The organism is Scytonema sp. NUACC21, assembly GCF_054684315.1.
The window spans coordinates 96,638-113,666 of sequence record NZ_BAAFZH010000090.1; the positions used below are offsets into that span (position 1 = coordinate 96,638).

A 17,029-nucleotide genomic window follows, 5' to 3' on the forward strand; every position below is an offset into this window, starting at 1 on the left:
GTTTAGAAGTTTTGGAAGATAGGTTGTGTCACAACATTCCCAACCCGACAACGAACCCGTTATTCTTGGAAGGTTTGCCAGCTTGGTAGGATTGCTCGGTGTGGCTCTCTACTTTACAGGCTGGGTATATCGCTGGGCATACTATGGTTTTTTCCAGGTTCAAGTCTCAACGCTTGATTTACCCTTGGAATCCTTTTTAATTGTTCCTCTCCAGGTATTCTTTGGAGATTTATCAGTTGTAAGCAAAACAGTGTTGGCTTTTGTGATCGCAGTCATCCTGATAAAACTAACAATATGGCTAATTCAGCCTTTAAAGCCAAAAGCAGCCAGCAATCAAAATAAGTTGTTCGCAATCACGCAAAAATTTCGCCAATTTCTTCACAGATTACTAAAATCAATCTTTCCCCGACCTTTATTAAATGAAATTGTAGTCGTTGCCTGGGTTTTGACTGTACTATTTTACCTAGCTAAATTACAGGGAACGATAGATGCTCGTAGAGATGCAGTCAACAATACTTCACTCTTACCCATTGTCACGTTAGTTACACAGGAAAATCAATTGGGGCTAGGACGTAAACTTGATGATTTGTTAACTAATCCTTCTTTAAAAGGCTATCGGATTATTGGGGATAAAGTTATTTTTGATAAGCTACGGGGACGAGAAACAAATGATACAGCAAATCCAGCGGACGCAATTGTTTGGCGTTTACTTATAAAACGTGGTGGTTGGATTTACCTATTTCAGTCTTTACCACCCAATTCTACAGATACAGTTCGTCCTTATGTTTTAATTGTGCGTGAAAGTGATGGTGGTGACCAACTGCTAATTCTCGGTGGAAATAATTCTCAAGGACAAAGTAAAAATAACTATCAGAAGAATTAAACAAAAGTGATCGTTAAACCCAGGAATCTAAACAGCTAAAAAACCAGGTAGCTACAAACTCAGATATTCAGCCATCTGAATACCCAAATATTCAGCTACCCAAACAGCCAGATACTTATACAGTTGGACATCTATCCAGCCAACTATCCATCTTTATGAAAACCCAGAAATCTGAACAGCTACAAACCCAGCTACCTAAAAAACCAGATACTCAGTTTATTTTTACTCGGTGGATACGTTAAACCAGATTTGCAAAATTCATTTTTGCTGATGTTTATGCGGATGCTATTAGTGGTTCCACTTATGGTCTCTGTAGCATTCAAACTATATCCATCTGCTCTTCAAGAATTCCAAAGCCTGTTCAAGCAAGAACGTTTAGACGTTATGCTTCAAGCCGTTGGTTGTGGAGTACTAATGTTTGTGTATATTACCGCACTCTACATCGCAATTGGCTTGATTCCCACTGGAATTGCCCTCACCCTCTTCTTCACTTACCCCGTATTTACAGCACTATTGTCTTGGAAGTTTTTTGGCGATCGCCCAACTCTCTTCCGTTGGCTAGTGATGAGTATAATTCTGGTAGGCGGCGTTCTCACCATTCCTCAACAAGAGGAAACCTACAGCAGCGATACTATTGCTATTGGCATTTTCGCCAGCGTTATGGCAGGGATAATTTACGCCTTTTATAACGTCATTGCCCAAAAATGTTTGGAAAAATTTCATCCCGTTCCTTTCACATGGATTAGTTTTGCCTTAACTCTGCTGCTCTCCGGTGTTAGCTTACTGTTCTTTTCACCGCCCATTACCCAACTTGACTGGACACCTATCTGGATTGGCAGTATTTTTTCGGGTTTGATCAGCTTTATCGGACACTCTCTAAACAATTTAGGAATTCGTACAATCGGTGCAAATACCGCTTCTATTATCGGTTCTAGCAGCCCTGCATTAACGGCTTTAATTGCATGGGTAACGATTAGCGAAACTTTAAACGTGATTCAGAGTGTGGGTATTGGTATAGTCACATTGGGGATTGCATTGTTAAGTGGAGAAAGGTTGATTCAAAAGAGAAAAATAAATACTTAAATACGGTCTTGAATAAATTAATTGGTTTGTAGCTGCGCTGTCTTTACCCAAGCACAACTACAAACTTAGTACAAGTGTTTATCCGAACATGATATTAGCGAGCAGCCAGAATTTTTTCCAATGACTCGTAATGATTAGTAATCAAAGTCGCCACCCAAGCCACCGGCACCTGGTGCGGCAGGAGCAGCCTCTTTGGGTTCTGGCTTGTCAACTACAATTGCTTCGGTGGTTAACACCATACCTGCAATTGACGCTGCATTCTGTACTGCCGAACGAGTCACCTTAGCGGGGTCAACAATCCCTGCTTCAAACAAATCCACAAACTCGCCAGTTGTTGCATCATACCCCACATTGAAGTCTTTTTCTTTCACTCGCTCTGCAATTATTGCACCGTTCTGACCCGCATTCTCGGCAATCCGCTTTAAAGGAGCAGCTAATGCCCGAGACACAATTAACGCCCCCGTCAATTCTTCACCTACTAGGGTGGACTTTGCCCAGGCTTCTAATCCAGGAGCCAGATGTGCCAGTGTTGTACCGCCACCTGGAACAATGCCCTCTTCAACAGCAGCTTTAGTAGCGTTAATAGCATCTTCCAGACGCAGTTTGCGGTCTTTTAGTTCGGTTTCGGTGGCGGCACCCACCTTAATAACTGCAACCCCACCAGCTAGCTTTGCCAAACGTTCTTGTAGCTTTTCTTTGTCATAGGAAGACTCGGTTTCTTCGATTTGCCGACGGATTTGTTCCACCCGAGCCTTCACAGCTTGCTCGTTACCTTCAGCAACAATAGTAGTGCTGTCTTTAGTGATGGTGACTCGGCGAGCTTTACCAAGTTGGTCAACTTTGGTAGCATCCAACTTTAAACCAGCGTCTTCCGTAATCAACTGCCCCCCAGTAAGAATGGCAATGTCCTCCAAGATAGCTTTACGGCGATCGCCAAACCCAGGTGCTTTTACAGCAGCTACATTTAACACACCACGTAAGCGATTAACAACTAAAGTTGCCAAAGCTTCTTTTTCAATATCTTCGGCAATAATTACCAAGGGTCTGCCTTGACGCGCCACTTGCTCAAGAATAGGTACTAAGTCTTGTACCAAGGCGATTTTCTTGTCAGTTAACAGAAGGAAAGGCTCATCAAACACTGCTTCCAAGCGCTCGACATCCGTTGCAAAATAGGGAGAAATATAGCCTTTGTCGAAGTTCAAGCCCTCTGTAACTTCCAGTTCGGTTGTGACTGATTTGCCTTCTTCTAAAGAAATCACTCCTTCACGACCAACCTTATCTAATGCTTCCGCAACCAGAGCACCCACAACTTCATCGTTTCCGGCGGAGATGGCAGCAACTTGAGCGATCGCCTTGGAGTCTTCAACGGGACGGGCATGTTCTTTAATCTTGTCCACTAAAAAACCTGTGGCTTTGTCAATACCACGCTTGAGCTGAATGGCGTTTGCACCAGCCGCCACATTCCGCAATCCTTCTTTAACAATGGCGTGAGCCAAAACAGTTGCAGTCGTGGTACCATCTCCGGCAGCATCATTGGTTTTGGAAGCAGCTTGACGGATTAAGGATACACCAGTGTTTTCAACGTGATCTTCCAGTTCAATTTCTTTAGCTATGGTGACTCCGTCATTAACAATTTGAGGAGCGCCAAACTTTTTCTCCAAAACAACGTTACGACCTTTAGGCCCCAGCGTCCCCCCGATATATGGTCTAGCGTTGCACCGTATTTAGCTAAATGTAGAGGATGAATTGGCCCGTATAACACATGGATAGTGGAAATCAGCATAATCTTCTGTGTAAGGCTTGTTAGTGCAGCTGTGGTAACAAAAGAGTCCAGCGCTTGACCGTTAAACACGCCGCCATAACCACCTTTGGGCAGCCACTGGGATAGCGCAAATATCAAGTCAAAGCCCAAGTCCTCGGCGTGCAGCACAAGATCTTTATTGTATTCAAAGCTCCAGTCAGTAGTGCGTGGTAGGGTAGAAGCGCTCCAACCGCCTGCCTGGATTGGCAGAAATAACCCCAGCAATAAGGGCTGTTTTAATGCTTGGGAGAGGGGGCTATGGGGAAAATCTGTCGGAGCCGCAAAGCGATCCCAACCTACAATCGAACCGGGGTAGTGGTTAAGGGTCATTATTCAGATTGTGTATAAGTGCTTGGGTAAGATTGTTAATTTTCTGATTAGTAATATTTATAAAAATACGGTTACCCAATCCAATTACTGTATTTAACTTGATATGAACGTATCATACTTCATCTAAAGAAGCAAGCTTAAGAATATAACCTCTTGTTTTTTATCGCCATATATGCAATTTTTATATTTATAAAAATACGGTATTTCAATAAATTTACAAAATTTAATATTAAATCGATTGAGAGAATAAATATGTGCAATCAACTGATAAGTCTGAGGAGCTTGTTTAAGTTTTTTAAGCAACCAAGAATTCGCTCATTTGCTTTACTATTTGTTTTAAGTGTAAGCTTGAGTTTGGCGATCGCTTCATGTGCTCCTAGTAATTCAGCTAATACACTTACAGAAAAACCCCAATCCAGCAAGTTAACAGTCTTGAAAATGGGGCATCAAAAAGGCATGGCACTGCTAAATATTCTCAAAGCTCAAGGTAACCTAGAGAAGCGCCTGCAACCTCAAGGTATTTCTGTAACATGGAATGAATTTTCCTCAACTGCACCGTTACTTGAGGGGATGGGTGTAGGTGCGATCGTTTTTGGTGGTGGCGGCGGTACAGGAAGTGTCTTTGCTCAAGCCAGTGACAAAGCTTTTGTGCGAGTGGCTATAAGTACAAGCAGTACTAGAAGTTCAGCAATCCTGGTGTTGGAAAATTCACCTATCAAGACTCTTGCTGACTTAAAAGGTAAGAAAGTTGCTTTTGCTAAAGGCTCGAGTTCGCAATATATGATTGTACGTGCTTTAGAGAAGGGAGGTTTAAAATATAGTGATATTCAACCTGTCTATCTAACTCCAGCCGAAGCATTACCAGCTTTTGAGCGCGGTGATTTTGATGCATGGGTAATCTGGGACCCTTATACTGCTGAAGCTGAACGTAAGCTTCCTACTCGTTTGTTGGCAGATAATATTACGGTATTTGGTGAAAAAGCGCCTATAGAAAGCCCTGCATTTTATTATGCTTCTCCAGATTTTGTCCGCGCTCATCCAGATATTGTGAAAATAATTTTGCAAGAACTGGAAAAAGCAGGTAATTGGTCTAAAAACAACTACAAAGATTCAGCCAAACTACTTTCCAAACTCTACAAAGTTGACTTAGCAACAATGGAAATTGTCGAGGAGCGCGGCGGAGAACGCAAGGTATTACCTCTGACTGATGAAGTGCTCACAGGATTACAAAACATGGCAGACACCTTCTATGAGCTAAAAGTTATTCCCAAGAAAATTGATGTCAAAGATAAAAACTACAACTGGGTTATGGATCGGAAGTGGTAAAGCATAGCTAATAGACCTTTCTGAAGAAGATGTAAGGGCAAATGCCCTTACAACAATCTGTACCACAGTTACTTGCAATCTGCTGTATTTTGCAGCCCGGTTTACAACTATATAATTTAGGAAAGCACTGGTTCTGCTTTTATCAGTTCTGCATTCTTTTTCAAAACAGTTGGTAATTCACTGGTTAATGGCTCACCTTCAACCACTTGCGAACGGAAACCATCAGGACCGACTGGAATATCACCAGTGATGGTAGTGCGATAGAGTACGCGCTCAACGTCTATACGATCTAAATCCTGCGGACCTAAATGAGCGGTGGCGCGGTTGTCCCAGAATGCAATATCACCGTTGTTCCAACGGAAACGGGTGGTGTAAGCGGGCTTGGTAATCTGGTTGAAGAACAACTCAAGCAGTAAATCGCTCTCTTGTGGTGACACGTCAAGAATGTGGGAGGTAAAGCCAGGGTTGACGTACAATGCGCGTTCACCTGTCTCCGGATGAACCCGCACCACCGGGTGGATGGATACTTGCGGATTTGCTGCAATGCGCTGAGCAAGCTTGCTGTTCTTGGATAGCCGTAACCGCGCATGGAAGTGATGTTCTGCCTTCAATTTGTCTGCTAGAGCTCGCACAGGTGCTGACAATCCTTCGTAAGCTGCAACTAGATTAGTCCATTGTGTGTCACCACCAAAACTGGGGACATTAACTGCACGCAAAACTGACGCAGCAGGCGGGTTAACAACCGCTGTCACATCCGTATGCCAGCGATTCTCGTAACTGGAACGCCGCAGACCGTTGCGCCGCTCATAGCGGCTGCGGTCAATCGGTAGTATTTGTGAGAATCCTTCAATCGGCTCATCCTCGTGGGGATGTGCGTAGGTCACTTCGCCAAAACGAGCCGTGAACGCAATTTGTGCAGTATGGTCAATGTTTTGACCGCGAAAGAACAGGACTTTCCACTTTAATAGTGCTTGACGAATTTCTTTAACTGCGTCATCGTGCAGAGGACGTGAAAGGTCCACGCCACTGATTTCGGCACCAATGAAACCAGCTACCTGTTTGACTTCAATGTGGTTGTTGCTCATATGAATTATCCAGAGTTTTACCCACAGGGCAGTGTTCGCACTCGTTCACTTCCTTGGTGTTGCTCTTAAGTGCAAGCAAGATATCGAAGGAAGCAATCGTCCCTAGAAAATATAATACTGTAATTTGATAAATTTACCGTATTATTTAAAATAATTGAATGCCGTCGCTCGCCTCCTCAACCTAGCAAGTTGCTGGATGCAGGTCTGTTTTCCTCTATTCAGTTAATTTGGCACCCGACATCTCAACAACCTAATTTCCTGGCGTGGGGATAGTTTTTTTCACGGTGTTCTTTATCACTTGTAAAAACTCGTGCAAAACAGCAGATGAGTCATCACGCCGCCAAAGTGCAACAATCTGGATTTTTGGGTTCTCTCCTTTAATAGGTCTGTACACAACTCCCCGACGCTGGATATTTTGAGCATTGTTCAGCAGCAAAGACACCCCAACTCCAGCTGCAACTAGGCTCAATACAGTTAGCATCCAAGTTGCTTCTTGGACAATCTTTGGTTTATGACCAAAAACTTGCTCGCAAAAGTCAATAATTTGCTTATAGAAATGAACTACTTCTGGTGAAGGCAAAACAAAAGATTCATCTGCTAATGCTTGCAGTGGAATTTGAGCCTGAGCCTGAAGTGAGTGTGACTCAGGTAAAGCAATCACTAGTGGCTCTTGCAAAATGGTTACAGACTTTAAATCTGGATGATGCTCGTTGGGTAAAAAATCAAAACCAATATCAATTTGGTAATCAAGCAACTGCTTTATTTGCTCTTGAGGTGCTAATTCATATAAAACTAACTTGACATCGGGACGCAGTTTGCGAAAATTTTGCAAAATGCTTGGTAGAACACTGTTAGTAATTGAACTATTAATTGCGATCGCTAACTGTCCTATCTCGCCGAGACTAGCTCTGTATCCTCGTTTCTGCAACCGTGTCGCCTGCTCAACAAGCGATTGAGCACCTTCTAAAAAAGCTTTTCCTGCAGGTGTTAACTGAACTGGTCGTCTGTTGCGATCGACCAGTTGAAATCCTAAGTCCTTTTCCAAGCGCCGAATATGCTTGCTGAGATGAGGTTGGTCAATATTCAAGAGGTCAGCAGCTCGACTGAAGTTGAGTTCTGATGCCAGAACGATAAAAAACTTTATACTATCTAATTCCATAGCTGATAAGTACTATGCAAATTTAATCGAGATTTATGCCATATTTTGGTTTACAAGGGCATAGTACTACTTTTATCATGCTTTCACAAGGCTTTAGCGAGTTAGTAGAAATGAACCAAAGCAACCAAAAAATCGACCTGTTAGTAGTTATTGGTGCAACCCACGGGAATGAACTAACAGGAGCATATATAGCTAAACACTTTGAACAATTTCCTCACCTAATTCAGCGACCTAGTTTTGAAACACGAACATTGTTAGGTAATCCGAAAGCCTTTAGAGAAGGCAGGCGTTACATCGACAAAGACTTAAACCGCTGCTTCAAGAGTGAAGACCTGCAAAATCTGACACTGTCTAGCTATGAAGATAAGCAAGCAAGACTGACGAGGGAACTTCTCACACCGAAAAATAAATCGCAGACAAGCATGATTGTGGATTTGCATAGTACGACGGCAAATATGGGGTTGACTCTAATTCTGATTAAGCGTCATCCTTTACTGTTGCAATTAGCGGCTTACTTAAGTTCGGTCAATCCAGAAGTGAAAGTTCTTTATGTAGAGCCTAATGCAGGAAATAATTTTCTGATTTCCCTGAGCGAATTGAGTTTTGCTATTGAAGTCGGTCCAGTACCCCAAGGTGTGTTGAATGCAAATTTGTTTCAAAAAACAAAGGAATTAATTCACACCACTTTGGACTATGTAGAAGCATTCAATCAAGGTTCAATTCAGTCACACGCCAACACTCTAACACTCTACAAACATCTAGGAAATATCGATTATCCCAGAGATGAGCATAAAGAGATTCAAGCAATGATTCACCCACAACTACAGTCTAAAGATTATGAGCCTCTTAATCCAGGTGACCCGTTTTTTTTAACCTTCGATGGCAAAACTATTGTTTATGAAGGACAATCAACAGTTTATCCAGTCTTCATCAATGAAGCGGCTTATTATGAGAAAGGTGTTGCGATGTGTTTGACTGAAAAACAACAAATTACTGTTTAAAAAAATTAAAGTGTCAGTTTTACCCCTCCCTAGGACGTGTTTTCAAACTCGTTATATTCTAAGAAATAGGCGAGAATAAAAAATGGAGGACAAATGACCAACACCCCGGAAATACCCAGCAGCTTCTTAGACCGGATAGAAGCAATTTTTGAGCAAGTAGCAACAAACCAAAAGCCGCTACAGTAAATTTTTCAGGAAATACAAATCAGGAAATACAAATCAATGATCGGATCTCAAATAAATACCGTAATTACACCAGAAAGAATCGAATTGCCCCCTGGTGCTGTCTTGAAACTATTGGGAGATTGGCAAGACTACATGGAGCTGCAAAGACAGTTAGGCTCGCGCACTGTACCTCGCATCAAATATCGACTAGGAGAGATTTGGCTGATGGCACCGGTACCAAAACATGGAAGAGATGCCAGCTTGCTGGCAGATATTGCTAAGGTTTTCCTGGATCGCTTGGGGCAAAGATACGACTCATTTACACCCATCACCATGAGCTTGCCAGAAATCTGTGGAATTGAACCTGACTATTGCTTCTATATTAAAAATTGGAGAGCCGTAGTAGGTAAAAACCGTATCGACTGGCAGAATGACCCTCCTCCCGATTTGGTAATTGACGTAGACATTACCAGTTATACAGATATTAATGATTATTTACCTTATCAAGTGCCAGAGGTTTGGCTGCTGAAGAATAACGAATTATTAGTTTACAGATTGCAGGGGGAAATTTACGTAATTACAAAAAGTAGCTATTTTCCTAACATTTCAGATATTGTACGGCAATGTCTTCTAATTGCAAGTGAGCAGACAACAAGTGAGGCAATAAGGTGGTTGAGAAATTTCTTGCATTCCAAGGAATGATAGAAATGGTTTCCCATCGCAGGCAATTGCCGAACCCGAAGGGAGAACTGGATTTCTTGTTTCGCCCTACACTTTGTTGGGAATGCCAGAAAATACGAATAACTGTTGCTCTTTAGGTGCGGGCAAATTTTCACCTAGGTAACGATTAATACCTACGCCCATGTCTCCTGTGGCAGTGAGTTTGAAATTTACTTCTTCAAATTTAGATGCCTGCAAACATTTCCGTACATTATCAGAGTAGGGAATACCGTTAGAGTGTCCGCGTGTCCAGATGACAAATGCACCCTGTTTACTTAGAAAACTCAAGTTGTCCAGCAAGCGTTTGAGTTCGGCGTCATCGGCAACATTGCCAAAGACACCACATACAATGACAATGTCTGCTGGTACTGCTCCTACATAGTTAGCGGAGATAGTTGCATCTCCATTAATAAATTCAATTTGCTTTGCTAAACCCAATGATTCTATAGTTGCTTTTCCACGTTCCACTAGATTCGGATTTAGCTCCACGAGTCTTGCATAGACATCTTGGGCGCGGGGATGATTTGCTAAGGTTCCCAGTAAATCCCGCCCATCACCAGCGCAAACACTAACTACGCGGATTCTTCCTGGTGGAGATGCATCCAAGCTGTAGGATATGTATTCCCGCACGATTTCTAGACGCTGTTGTAATTTTGGTTCAGTATTGTAGAGGTCGTGCCATTCCAACCAATCTTTTGGCATAAGGAGTATTCCCAATTTTTGCAATATATGGCTTTGCAGAGTGACAAGCACACTGTCAGAAAATAATCTACGGTAAGCCTATCAACTAATAGATCTTTGTAATGAATGCAGAGTATCATAGAAATTCATCCAAAATCAAGTCTGATGACAATACCAATCCATTCCTACTCTGCCCGCTCCAAACTGTCACCCAAGCGGCTCTCCTCAATAAAGGAATTTTTGCCCGAATCTTGCATTTGTCGCTTATCCATGTAAATATTATCTCAATCAAATAAATACGGTAAAACTTTAGATTTACCGTAGTATAAATTTTAAGATTAAGCGTAAAATCACAATATATGTTTACAAAGCTCTCGCCAGCCAGATCTTTGGAAATTTTTAATGCCTTCTTACAAAGACTATCCAGAATTCGTATATTTGCTTTACTCTTTACACTGGGGCTGAGCCTGAGTCTTGCTGTATCTGCTTTTTTTCCCTACAACGCAAGTAACTCTGCGCTAGGGCAAAGAGTTAGTCAAAATTCCGGAAATCAAGGTGTTGTGATTCGCATTGGCTATCAAAAAGCAGCAACTATTCTGAATGCTTTGAAGGCAAAAAAAGACTTAGAGAAAGTTTTGCCTGCAGGTTCTAAATTGACATGGACAGAATTTCCTGCAGGTCCACCAATGCTAGAGGCAATAAATTCTGGAAGTATTGATTTTGCATACACTGGTGAAGCACCGCCTATATTTGCCCAAGCTGCAGGTACTCCTTTTGTTTATGTTGCTTACGATCCTTGGAGTCCGAAAGCAGAAGCCATCATTGTGCCAAAAAATTCACAAATTAAAACTGTAGCGGATTTGAAAGGTAAAAGAGTAGCTTTTGCAAAAGGCTCAAATACTAACTATTTAGTGGTAAAAGCATTAGAAAAAGCAGGATTAAGATATAGCGATATTAAGCCAGCTTTTCTCACACCTCCCGATGCGCGTGCAGCATTTGAAGGTAACAATGTGGAAGCGTGGGCTATTTGGGACCCGTATTTGGCTGCTGCTGTAGCTGCAACAGGCGCACGGACTTTGACTGATGGAACGGGGCTTGTATCGAATCGTGGTTATTATCTTGCAGCCAAATCTTTTGTTCAAAAGCAACCCAATGCATTAAAGACAGTTCTCGCTCAAGTAAAAAAAATGAGTGATTGGGCACAAAAGAATCCTAAAGAGGTTGCGACATTTCTCTCACCACAATTGGGTATTGATGCTGCTGTATTGGAGGTAGCTGAAAAGCGTCGCAAATACGGGGTGCTACCCATAACAAAAGAAGTCATCGCCGGACAACAGCAAGTAGCCGATGCTTTCTACAAAATCAAGCTACTGCCAAAACAAGTCGTTGTTAAGGAAATCGTTTGGCAGGGTAGTTAAATATGATAGGGGAAAGGGATATGAGTGTCAATACTCAGTGGATTAAAACGGATGTACTTGTTATTGGTGGCGGTACGGCGGGGACAATGGCAGCTATCAAGGCAAAACAAGCAAATTCAGATGCAGAAGTGCTGATTTTGGAGAAGGCAAATATTCGTCGTAGTGGTGCGATCGCTATGGGAATGGATGGAGTCAATACTGCAGTCATTCCCGGACACTCTACCCCAGAACAATACACGCGAGAAGTCACCATTGCCAACGATGGTATTCTCCACCAAAAAGCTGTTTATCAAACGGCAAAGCTGGGCTACGAAACAATTCAAGAATTAGAAAGTTGGGGTGTTAAGTTCCAAAAAGACCCACAAGGAAATTACGATGTTAAGCAAGTACATCGGATTGGGAAGTATGTACTACCTATGCCAGAAGGTAAAGACTTAAAGCCAATTCTAACCCGCCAAGTCAAACGCCATAAAGTACGTGTTAGCAACCGCATTATGGCGACACGGGTTTTAGTGCGAGAAGGAAAGGCGATCGGTGCAGTTGGGTTTGATGTTCGAGGCGGCGATTTTGTTATCATTCAAGCAAAGGCAGTTATTCTTTGTACCGGTGCCTGCGGACGATTGGGATTACCTGCATCTGGCTACCTCTATGGCACTTACGAAAACCCCACCAATGCAGGGGATGGCTACTCAATGGCTTACCATGCAGGGGCAGAACTGACCAATATAGAATGCTTTCAAATTAACCCCCTGATTAAAGACTACAATGGTCCTGCCTGTGCTTATGTTGCCGGACCTTTTGGCGCGTACACCGCCAATGCTGAAGGACACCGCTTCATTAATTGCGATTACTGGAGTGGGCAAATGATGCTAGAAATTTGGAAGGAACTGAACTCTGGCAAAGGACCAATTCAGTTGAAGATGACTCATTTGGATGAAGATACAATTTCAGAAATTGAGTCAATTTTGTGGTCAAATGAAAGACCGAGCCGGGAACGCTTTCATGAAGGTAGAGGTGAAAACTATCGCACTCATGGCATTGAGATGAATATCTCAGAGATTGGATTGTGCAGTGGACATAGTGCGTCTGGCGTTTGGGTAGATGAAAAAGCTCAGACAACTGTACCGGGATTATATGCAGCCGGAGATATGGCAAGTGTTCCCCACAATTATATGATTGGAGCATTTGTTTATGGTCGCTTGGCAGGAACTCACGCAATGGAGTACATTCAAGATTTAGATCATCTGGAACCCGAACACGACTTTTTAGAGGCGGAAAAAACCCGTATTTACGCCCCCTTGAACAACCCAAACGGTATTCCCCATACCCAGGTAGAGTATAAGCTGCGGCGATTGGTCAATGATTACCTGCAACCTCCAAAATCAGGTTACAAAATGGAGATCGGTCTCAACCATTTTGTTCGCTATCACGAGACATTGGCACAAATGGGAGCACGCGATCCGCACGAGCTCATGCGCTGTACAGAGGTGTCTTTTATTAGAGACTGTGCGGAAATGGCAGCACGAGCATCCTTATATCGTCAGGAAAGCCGTTGGGGTCTTTACCATTATCGTTTGGACTTTCCACAGAAGAATGACGGTGAATGGTTTTGCCACGTGAATTTGAAAAAAGACAAGTCTGGAAAAATGTTGTTATTTAAACGTTCTATAGAGCCTTATGTTGTGGAGGTGGATTTAGGAGAAGAGGTTTACAACGTGGCGGTTAAGTAAAGTTATAAAGTTTTTTGAAAAGTTATGAAAAAACCGTTCTTCCTACAACGTCGCGCTGCATTAAAGCGGATTGTGCAATATTCATTCTTAGGAATTTTTGCACTATCAACGCCTTTCTTTGGTCATCAAATCCAAATTACCCTAGCACAAACAAAACCTCGAGGATTTCAATCAAAAGTCATCAACTTGGCATATCAGACATCTGGGGATATAGTCAAAGCCAAAAAAGTTGTAGAGCCTCGTTTCAAGGCATTAGGTGTGACGGTGAATTGGGTAGGCCCATTCCCCGCAGGACCGCAATTAATAGAAGCAATGAATGCAGGCAGAGTTGATATTGGTAATGTGGGAGAAACACCGCCAATATTTGCCCAAGCCGCAGGGATAACAGAAGTTATTTATATCGCCGGACGCAGACCTAGCAAAGGTCTAAATCAAGGCATTATAGTGAGAGCTAATTCTCCGATTAAGAAATTATCAGATTTGAAAGGTAAGAAAGTTGCTTTTCAGAGGGGGTCTAACGCACATTATTTATTAGCAAAAGCCTTGAAAGAGGTGAATTTGAAAATCACTGATGTTCAAGTCGTTGGTTTAACTCCATCTGAAGCTCGCGATGCCTTTATTCAAGATAAAGTGGAAGTTTGGGTGGGGGGAGACCCTTTTTTGGCTCTTGTGGAAAAAAAAATCCCTATTCGTAATTTAAGAAATGCAGGTGGTATTAACACTTTAGGCGGATTTTATATTGCTAGACGTCAATTTGTCTCTCAAAATCCAGAATTGGTACGAGTGTTTTTAGAGGAAGCACACAAAGTAGGAGAATGGGCTGACAAAAATCCAACTGAAGCTGCCAAAGCCCTTGCTCCTGAGGTGAAAATTGACCCATCAGTTTTAGAAACAGTTTCACGCCGAATAGTTCGTCAATTAAGAGCACTGACGCCAGCCATCATTGCCGAACAACAAAGGGTGGCAGATTTCTATTTTCAAGAAAAAGTCATTCCCCGCAAGGTAGATATTCGGAATGCCTTACCATCTGCTGAACTCTTACGAGCCATCACACCTCAAACGCTTGGTCAATTTTAGTTCTATTTGATGTGTAGATTTTCATCGCGTCCTTGGCTCTCGTCTTATCAAGGCGATAATTAACTTACTGAAGCGATCGCAACAAAGGAGTAACAATATGACTTTAACAAACCAAAGAGTTGATGTACCTGTTATTGTAGACGAGTCTAAGTGTTTGGAAAAATGCACGGTATGTATTGAAGTTTGCCCGCTTGATGTACTGGCAAAAAACCCAGAGACGGGGAAAGCGTATATGAAATATGATGAATGCTGGTTTTGTCTACCCTGCGAGAAGGAATGTCCCACAAAAGCCATTACTGTAAAACTTCCCTTCTTATTGCGGTGATTGTAATTTTGGATTTTAGATTTTGAATTTTGGATTGAGGAAGATGGCAGGGAGTGGAGATACTCAATTGGGGCAATGGTTGGAAATGCTGCTTTCGCCTGACGAAGGTGACCGTCTAGTTGCGGTTAAAACTCTACAACATTTGGGGGATGAAGAGTCCATTGATGCTTTAATTGCAGCTTTGCAAGACCAAAGCATTGCCGTGCAAAAAATTGCGGTAACTGCCCTTTGGGAATTTGCCAACCCTGCCGGTGTTCCTGCTTTACTAAAATGTCTTGCTTCATCAGAAGAAGAGATTCGCAGCGAAGCACTGTCTGCCTTAAATGAGTTAATTTCTTCTGAACATCTACCACTGTTACTAGATGCCTTACAACAGGATGATTTTCACCTCCAGTTCAATATCCTGATTCTCTTACGCAAAATTCATAACGCTCAGTGCTTAGAACCAGTACTCAGTTTCTTTAAGTCAAAACATCCCCAACTTAGGGAAGTAGCGGTCACAACTTTGAGTTACTTGAACCAAATCGAACGCTGTCCCCCTGCCTTATTACTGATGCAAGATACTGATGACAGTGTTCGGCGTGCAGCAGCTTTAACGCTAGGGCACTTGGCTGATGAAGAAGCGATCTTATTACTGGCTCAAGCACTCATTAGCGATCCAGATTGGCAGGTGCGCCGAAATGCTGCAAAGTCTCTAGCAATTCATGTTAACCCAGAAGTAATTTTTGCTGTTGAAAAAGCAATAAAAGATGAACACTGGCAGGTGCGTAAAACTGCTATACAACTGTTACAAAAAATACCTGATGCGACATTATTATCTACCACTATTGAGGCATTAGCAGATGAGTATTCAGATGTTAGGAAAGAGGCAGCGATCGCTCTGGGTCACTTAGGCAAATCCGAGGCACTCAACGCCCTCCAGCAAGCCTTAAACGATCCTGACCGGGATGTTTGCATTTACGCTCAACGAGCAATTCAGCAGATTCAGCAAGCGCACAGTTAAAAATATGCTTGTAGAACAATCCTCGAACTGAAAACTTTAGATTTTATTTACCTTAAACTATTGCTTTTATTAACTATTTGTGAAAGTATTATATGTTAAGACTCCGGTATATCTATCGATTTTTTGCATTTTTGTAAAAGCAAACCAGTGTTGCGTTTACAGTAATTTTCGAGTAAGTGTGTAGAGATTATGCCTCAGCCACGCTACGGTATCTGGATTCCCGTTTACGGTAATTGTGGCGCGATGAACCATCCCCATGAACCTCGTGACGCCAGCTACGAAAGAGCAAAGCAGCTCATCCAACTAGCGGAAGCATCCGGGTTTACTACCACTCTCATCGCTGAACACATCATTAATCCCAGAAATCAAGAATTAGATCAGCTAGAAACTTGGACAACCGCAGCAGCCCTAGCGGAATCAACTCAATCAATTGAAATCATCGCCGCAGTCAAGCCCTTGCTATTTCATCCGGTAGTTTTGGCAAAGATGGCATTAAATATTGATGCGATTAGCGGCGGACGATTTGCAATTAACCTGGTGAGTGCATGGTTTATGCCAGAATTGCAAAAATCTGGCATACCTTTCCTTCCCCACGATGAACGTTATCGCTATTCCGAGGAGTGGATTGAGGTCGTGACAGCGCTATGGAGTGGAGAACGAGTTGATTTTCAAGGAAATTACTTTGATATTACCGATTTGTGCTTGCGTCCGCGTCCGGTAGCACAACCCCATCCCCGTGTATATCTGGGAGGAGAGTCAGATGCTGCGAAAAATCTAGCGATGCAAGCAGCAGATGTGTTTTTCTTGAATGGTCGTCCATTAGAAGTGGTGCGGGAAACTATTGCTGGTATGAGAAAGCGGGGGCGGAAAAAACCCAAACCCCTACAGTTTGCTATGTCAGCTTTTGTCATTGCCCGACCTACTGACGCCGAAGCTCAAGCAGAATACAAATATCTCTTTGAACTTACCAAACAAGACGATAGAACGGAGTTGTTGAAAGGTGTTGAGCCTGAAGTAGTGATGTTCAGGAATATGGCTAAGTATCCAGGTGTGGGGAGTAACGGCGGTACAGCAGCGGGGTTAGTTGGAAGCTATGACACCTTAGCAGCAAGAATTACAGATTTTGTTGGAGTGGGTATTGATACTTTCATGCTGCAATTCCAACCTTTTGCCTCAGAAATGAAACGCTTTTCTGAAGAAGTGATGCCACGAGTGCGTTCTTTAGAACTGGCAGCTTAATCT

16 protein-coding genes are annotated in these 17,029 nt (G+C 42.6%); 11 read left to right on the forward strand and 5 right to left on the reverse strand.

Translation table 11 applies throughout. The features are described from left to right. The first annotated feature begins 25 nt into the window (after positions 1 to 25). Both ACYRY3_RS24125 and ACYRY3_RS24130 read left to right on the forward strand, forming a co-directional pair. A complete protein-coding gene (locus ACYRY3_RS24125) occupies positions 26 to 883 on the forward strand; it encodes a hypothetical protein (RefSeq protein WP_460204173.1) in 858 nt (285 codons plus the stop codon). Positions 884 to 1,090: 207 nt separating this feature from the next. After that, complete coding sequence (locus tag ACYRY3_RS24130; RefSeq protein WP_460204229.1) at positions 1,091 to 1,966, forward strand: DMT family transporter; 876 nt, start codon at positions 1,091 to 1,093, stop codon at positions 1,964 to 1,966. 134 nt (positions 1,967 to 2,100) lie between these two features. On the opposite strand, the gene groL is transcribed toward ACYRY3_RS24130, so the two are convergent. Both groL and ACYRY3_RS24140 read right to left on the reverse strand, forming a co-directional pair. Beyond that, the gene (groL, locus tag ACYRY3_RS24135; protein WP_460204230.1) at positions 2,101 to 3,690 is read right to left on the reverse strand and encodes a chaperonin GroEL; all 1,590 of its coding nucleotides are present in this window, start codon (positions 3,688 to 3,690) and stop codon (positions 2,101 to 2,103) included. Then, on the reverse strand, positions 3,576 to 4,097 hold the full coding sequence (locus tag ACYRY3_RS24140) for an LLM class flavin-dependent oxidoreductase (RefSeq protein ID WP_460204174.1): 522 nt from the start codon (positions 4,095 to 4,097) through the stop codon (positions 3,576 to 3,578). Before ACYRY3_RS24140 ends, groL begins: the two co-directional genes overlap by 115 nt. Before the next feature lie 252 nt (positions 4,098 to 4,349). Between ACYRY3_RS24140 and ACYRY3_RS24145 the strand changes: the two genes are divergently transcribed. Further along, a complete protein-coding gene (locus ACYRY3_RS24145; protein ID WP_460204175.1) occupies positions 4,350 to 5,423 on the forward strand; it encodes an aliphatic sulfonate ABC transporter substrate-binding protein in 1,074 nt (357 codons plus the stop codon). A 116-nt stretch (positions 5,424 to 5,539) separates the two neighbouring features. Here ACYRY3_RS24145 and ACYRY3_RS24150 read toward each other — a convergent pair whose 3' ends face one another. Then, positions 5,540 to 6,508 (reverse strand): TauD/TfdA dioxygenase family protein, encoded by a 969-nt coding sequence (locus tag ACYRY3_RS24150; protein WP_460204176.1) that lies wholly within the window; start codon positions 6,506 to 6,508, stop codon positions 5,540 to 5,542. A 250-nt stretch (positions 6,509 to 6,758) separates the two neighbouring features. Continuing rightward, positions 6,759 to 7,667 carry a LysR family transcriptional regulator gene (locus tag ACYRY3_RS24155; RefSeq protein ID WP_460204177.1) on the reverse strand — a complete coding sequence of 303 codons (909 nt, stop codon included), beginning with the start codon at positions 7,665 to 7,667 and terminating at the stop codon, positions 6,759 to 6,761. A 110-nt stretch (positions 7,668 to 7,777) separates the two neighbouring features. Here ACYRY3_RS24155 and ACYRY3_RS24160 point away from each other — a divergent pair, with 110 nt between their 5' ends. Together ACYRY3_RS24160 and ACYRY3_RS24165 are read left to right on the forward strand one after the other, a co-directional pair. After that, a complete protein-coding gene (locus ACYRY3_RS24160; protein WP_460204231.1) occupies positions 7,778 to 8,668 on the forward strand; it encodes an aspartoacylase in 891 nt (296 codons plus the stop codon). Between the two features lie 222 nt (positions 8,669 to 8,890). Beyond that, positions 8,891 to 9,535, forward strand: a complete 645-nt coding sequence (locus ACYRY3_RS24165) for a Uma2 family endonuclease (protein ID WP_460204178.1) — start codon at positions 8,891 to 8,893, stop codon at positions 9,533 to 9,535. Between the two features lie 66 nt (positions 9,536 to 9,601). Here the strand turns inward: ACYRY3_RS24165 and ACYRY3_RS24170 are convergent, their stop codons facing one another. Then, positions 9,602 to 10,255 carry a class I SAM-dependent methyltransferase family protein gene (locus ACYRY3_RS24170; RefSeq protein WP_460204179.1) on the reverse strand — a complete coding sequence of 218 codons (654 nt, stop codon included), beginning with the start codon at positions 10,253 to 10,255 and terminating at the stop codon, positions 9,602 to 9,604. 338 nt (positions 10,256 to 10,593) lie between these two features. Here ACYRY3_RS24170 and ACYRY3_RS24175 point away from each other — a divergent pair, with 338 nt between their 5' ends. From ACYRY3_RS24175 to ACYRY3_RS24200, 6 genes are all read left to right on the forward strand, one after another. Continuing rightward, positions 10,594 to 11,652 carry a sulfonate ABC transporter substrate-binding protein gene (locus ACYRY3_RS24175; RefSeq protein ID WP_460204180.1) on the forward strand — a complete coding sequence of 353 codons (1,059 nt, stop codon included), beginning with the start codon at positions 10,594 to 10,596 and terminating at the stop codon, positions 11,650 to 11,652. Between the two features lie 20 nt (positions 11,653 to 11,672). Then, on the forward strand, positions 11,673 to 13,382 hold the full coding sequence (locus ACYRY3_RS24180) for a fumarate reductase/succinate dehydrogenase flavoprotein subunit (protein ID WP_460204181.1): 1,710 nt from the start codon (positions 11,673 to 11,675) through the stop codon (positions 13,380 to 13,382). A gap of 24 nt (positions 13,383 to 13,406) precedes the next feature. Continuing rightward, positions 13,407 to 14,459, forward strand: a complete 1,053-nt coding sequence (locus ACYRY3_RS24185) for an aliphatic sulfonate ABC transporter substrate-binding protein (RefSeq protein ID WP_460204182.1) — start codon at positions 13,407 to 13,409, stop codon at positions 14,457 to 14,459. 97 nt (positions 14,460 to 14,556) lie between these two features. Continuing rightward, positions 14,557 to 14,784: a 4Fe-4S dicluster domain-containing protein gene (locus ACYRY3_RS24190; protein ID WP_460204183.1), complete on the forward strand. Its 228-nt coding sequence runs from the start codon at positions 14,557 to 14,559 to the stop codon at positions 14,782 to 14,784. A 43-nt stretch (positions 14,785 to 14,827) separates the two neighbouring features. Continuing rightward, the gene (locus ACYRY3_RS24195; RefSeq protein WP_460204184.1) at positions 14,828 to 15,787 is read left to right on the forward strand and encodes a HEAT repeat domain-containing protein; all 960 of its coding nucleotides are present in this window, start codon (positions 14,828 to 14,830) and stop codon (positions 15,785 to 15,787) included. Positions 15,788 to 15,976: 189 nt separating this feature from the next. Further along, a complete protein-coding gene (locus ACYRY3_RS24200; RefSeq protein WP_460204185.1) occupies positions 15,977 to 17,026 on the forward strand; it encodes an LLM class flavin-dependent oxidoreductase in 1,050 nt (349 codons plus the stop codon). Positions 17,027 to 17,029: the final 3 nt, after the last annotated feature.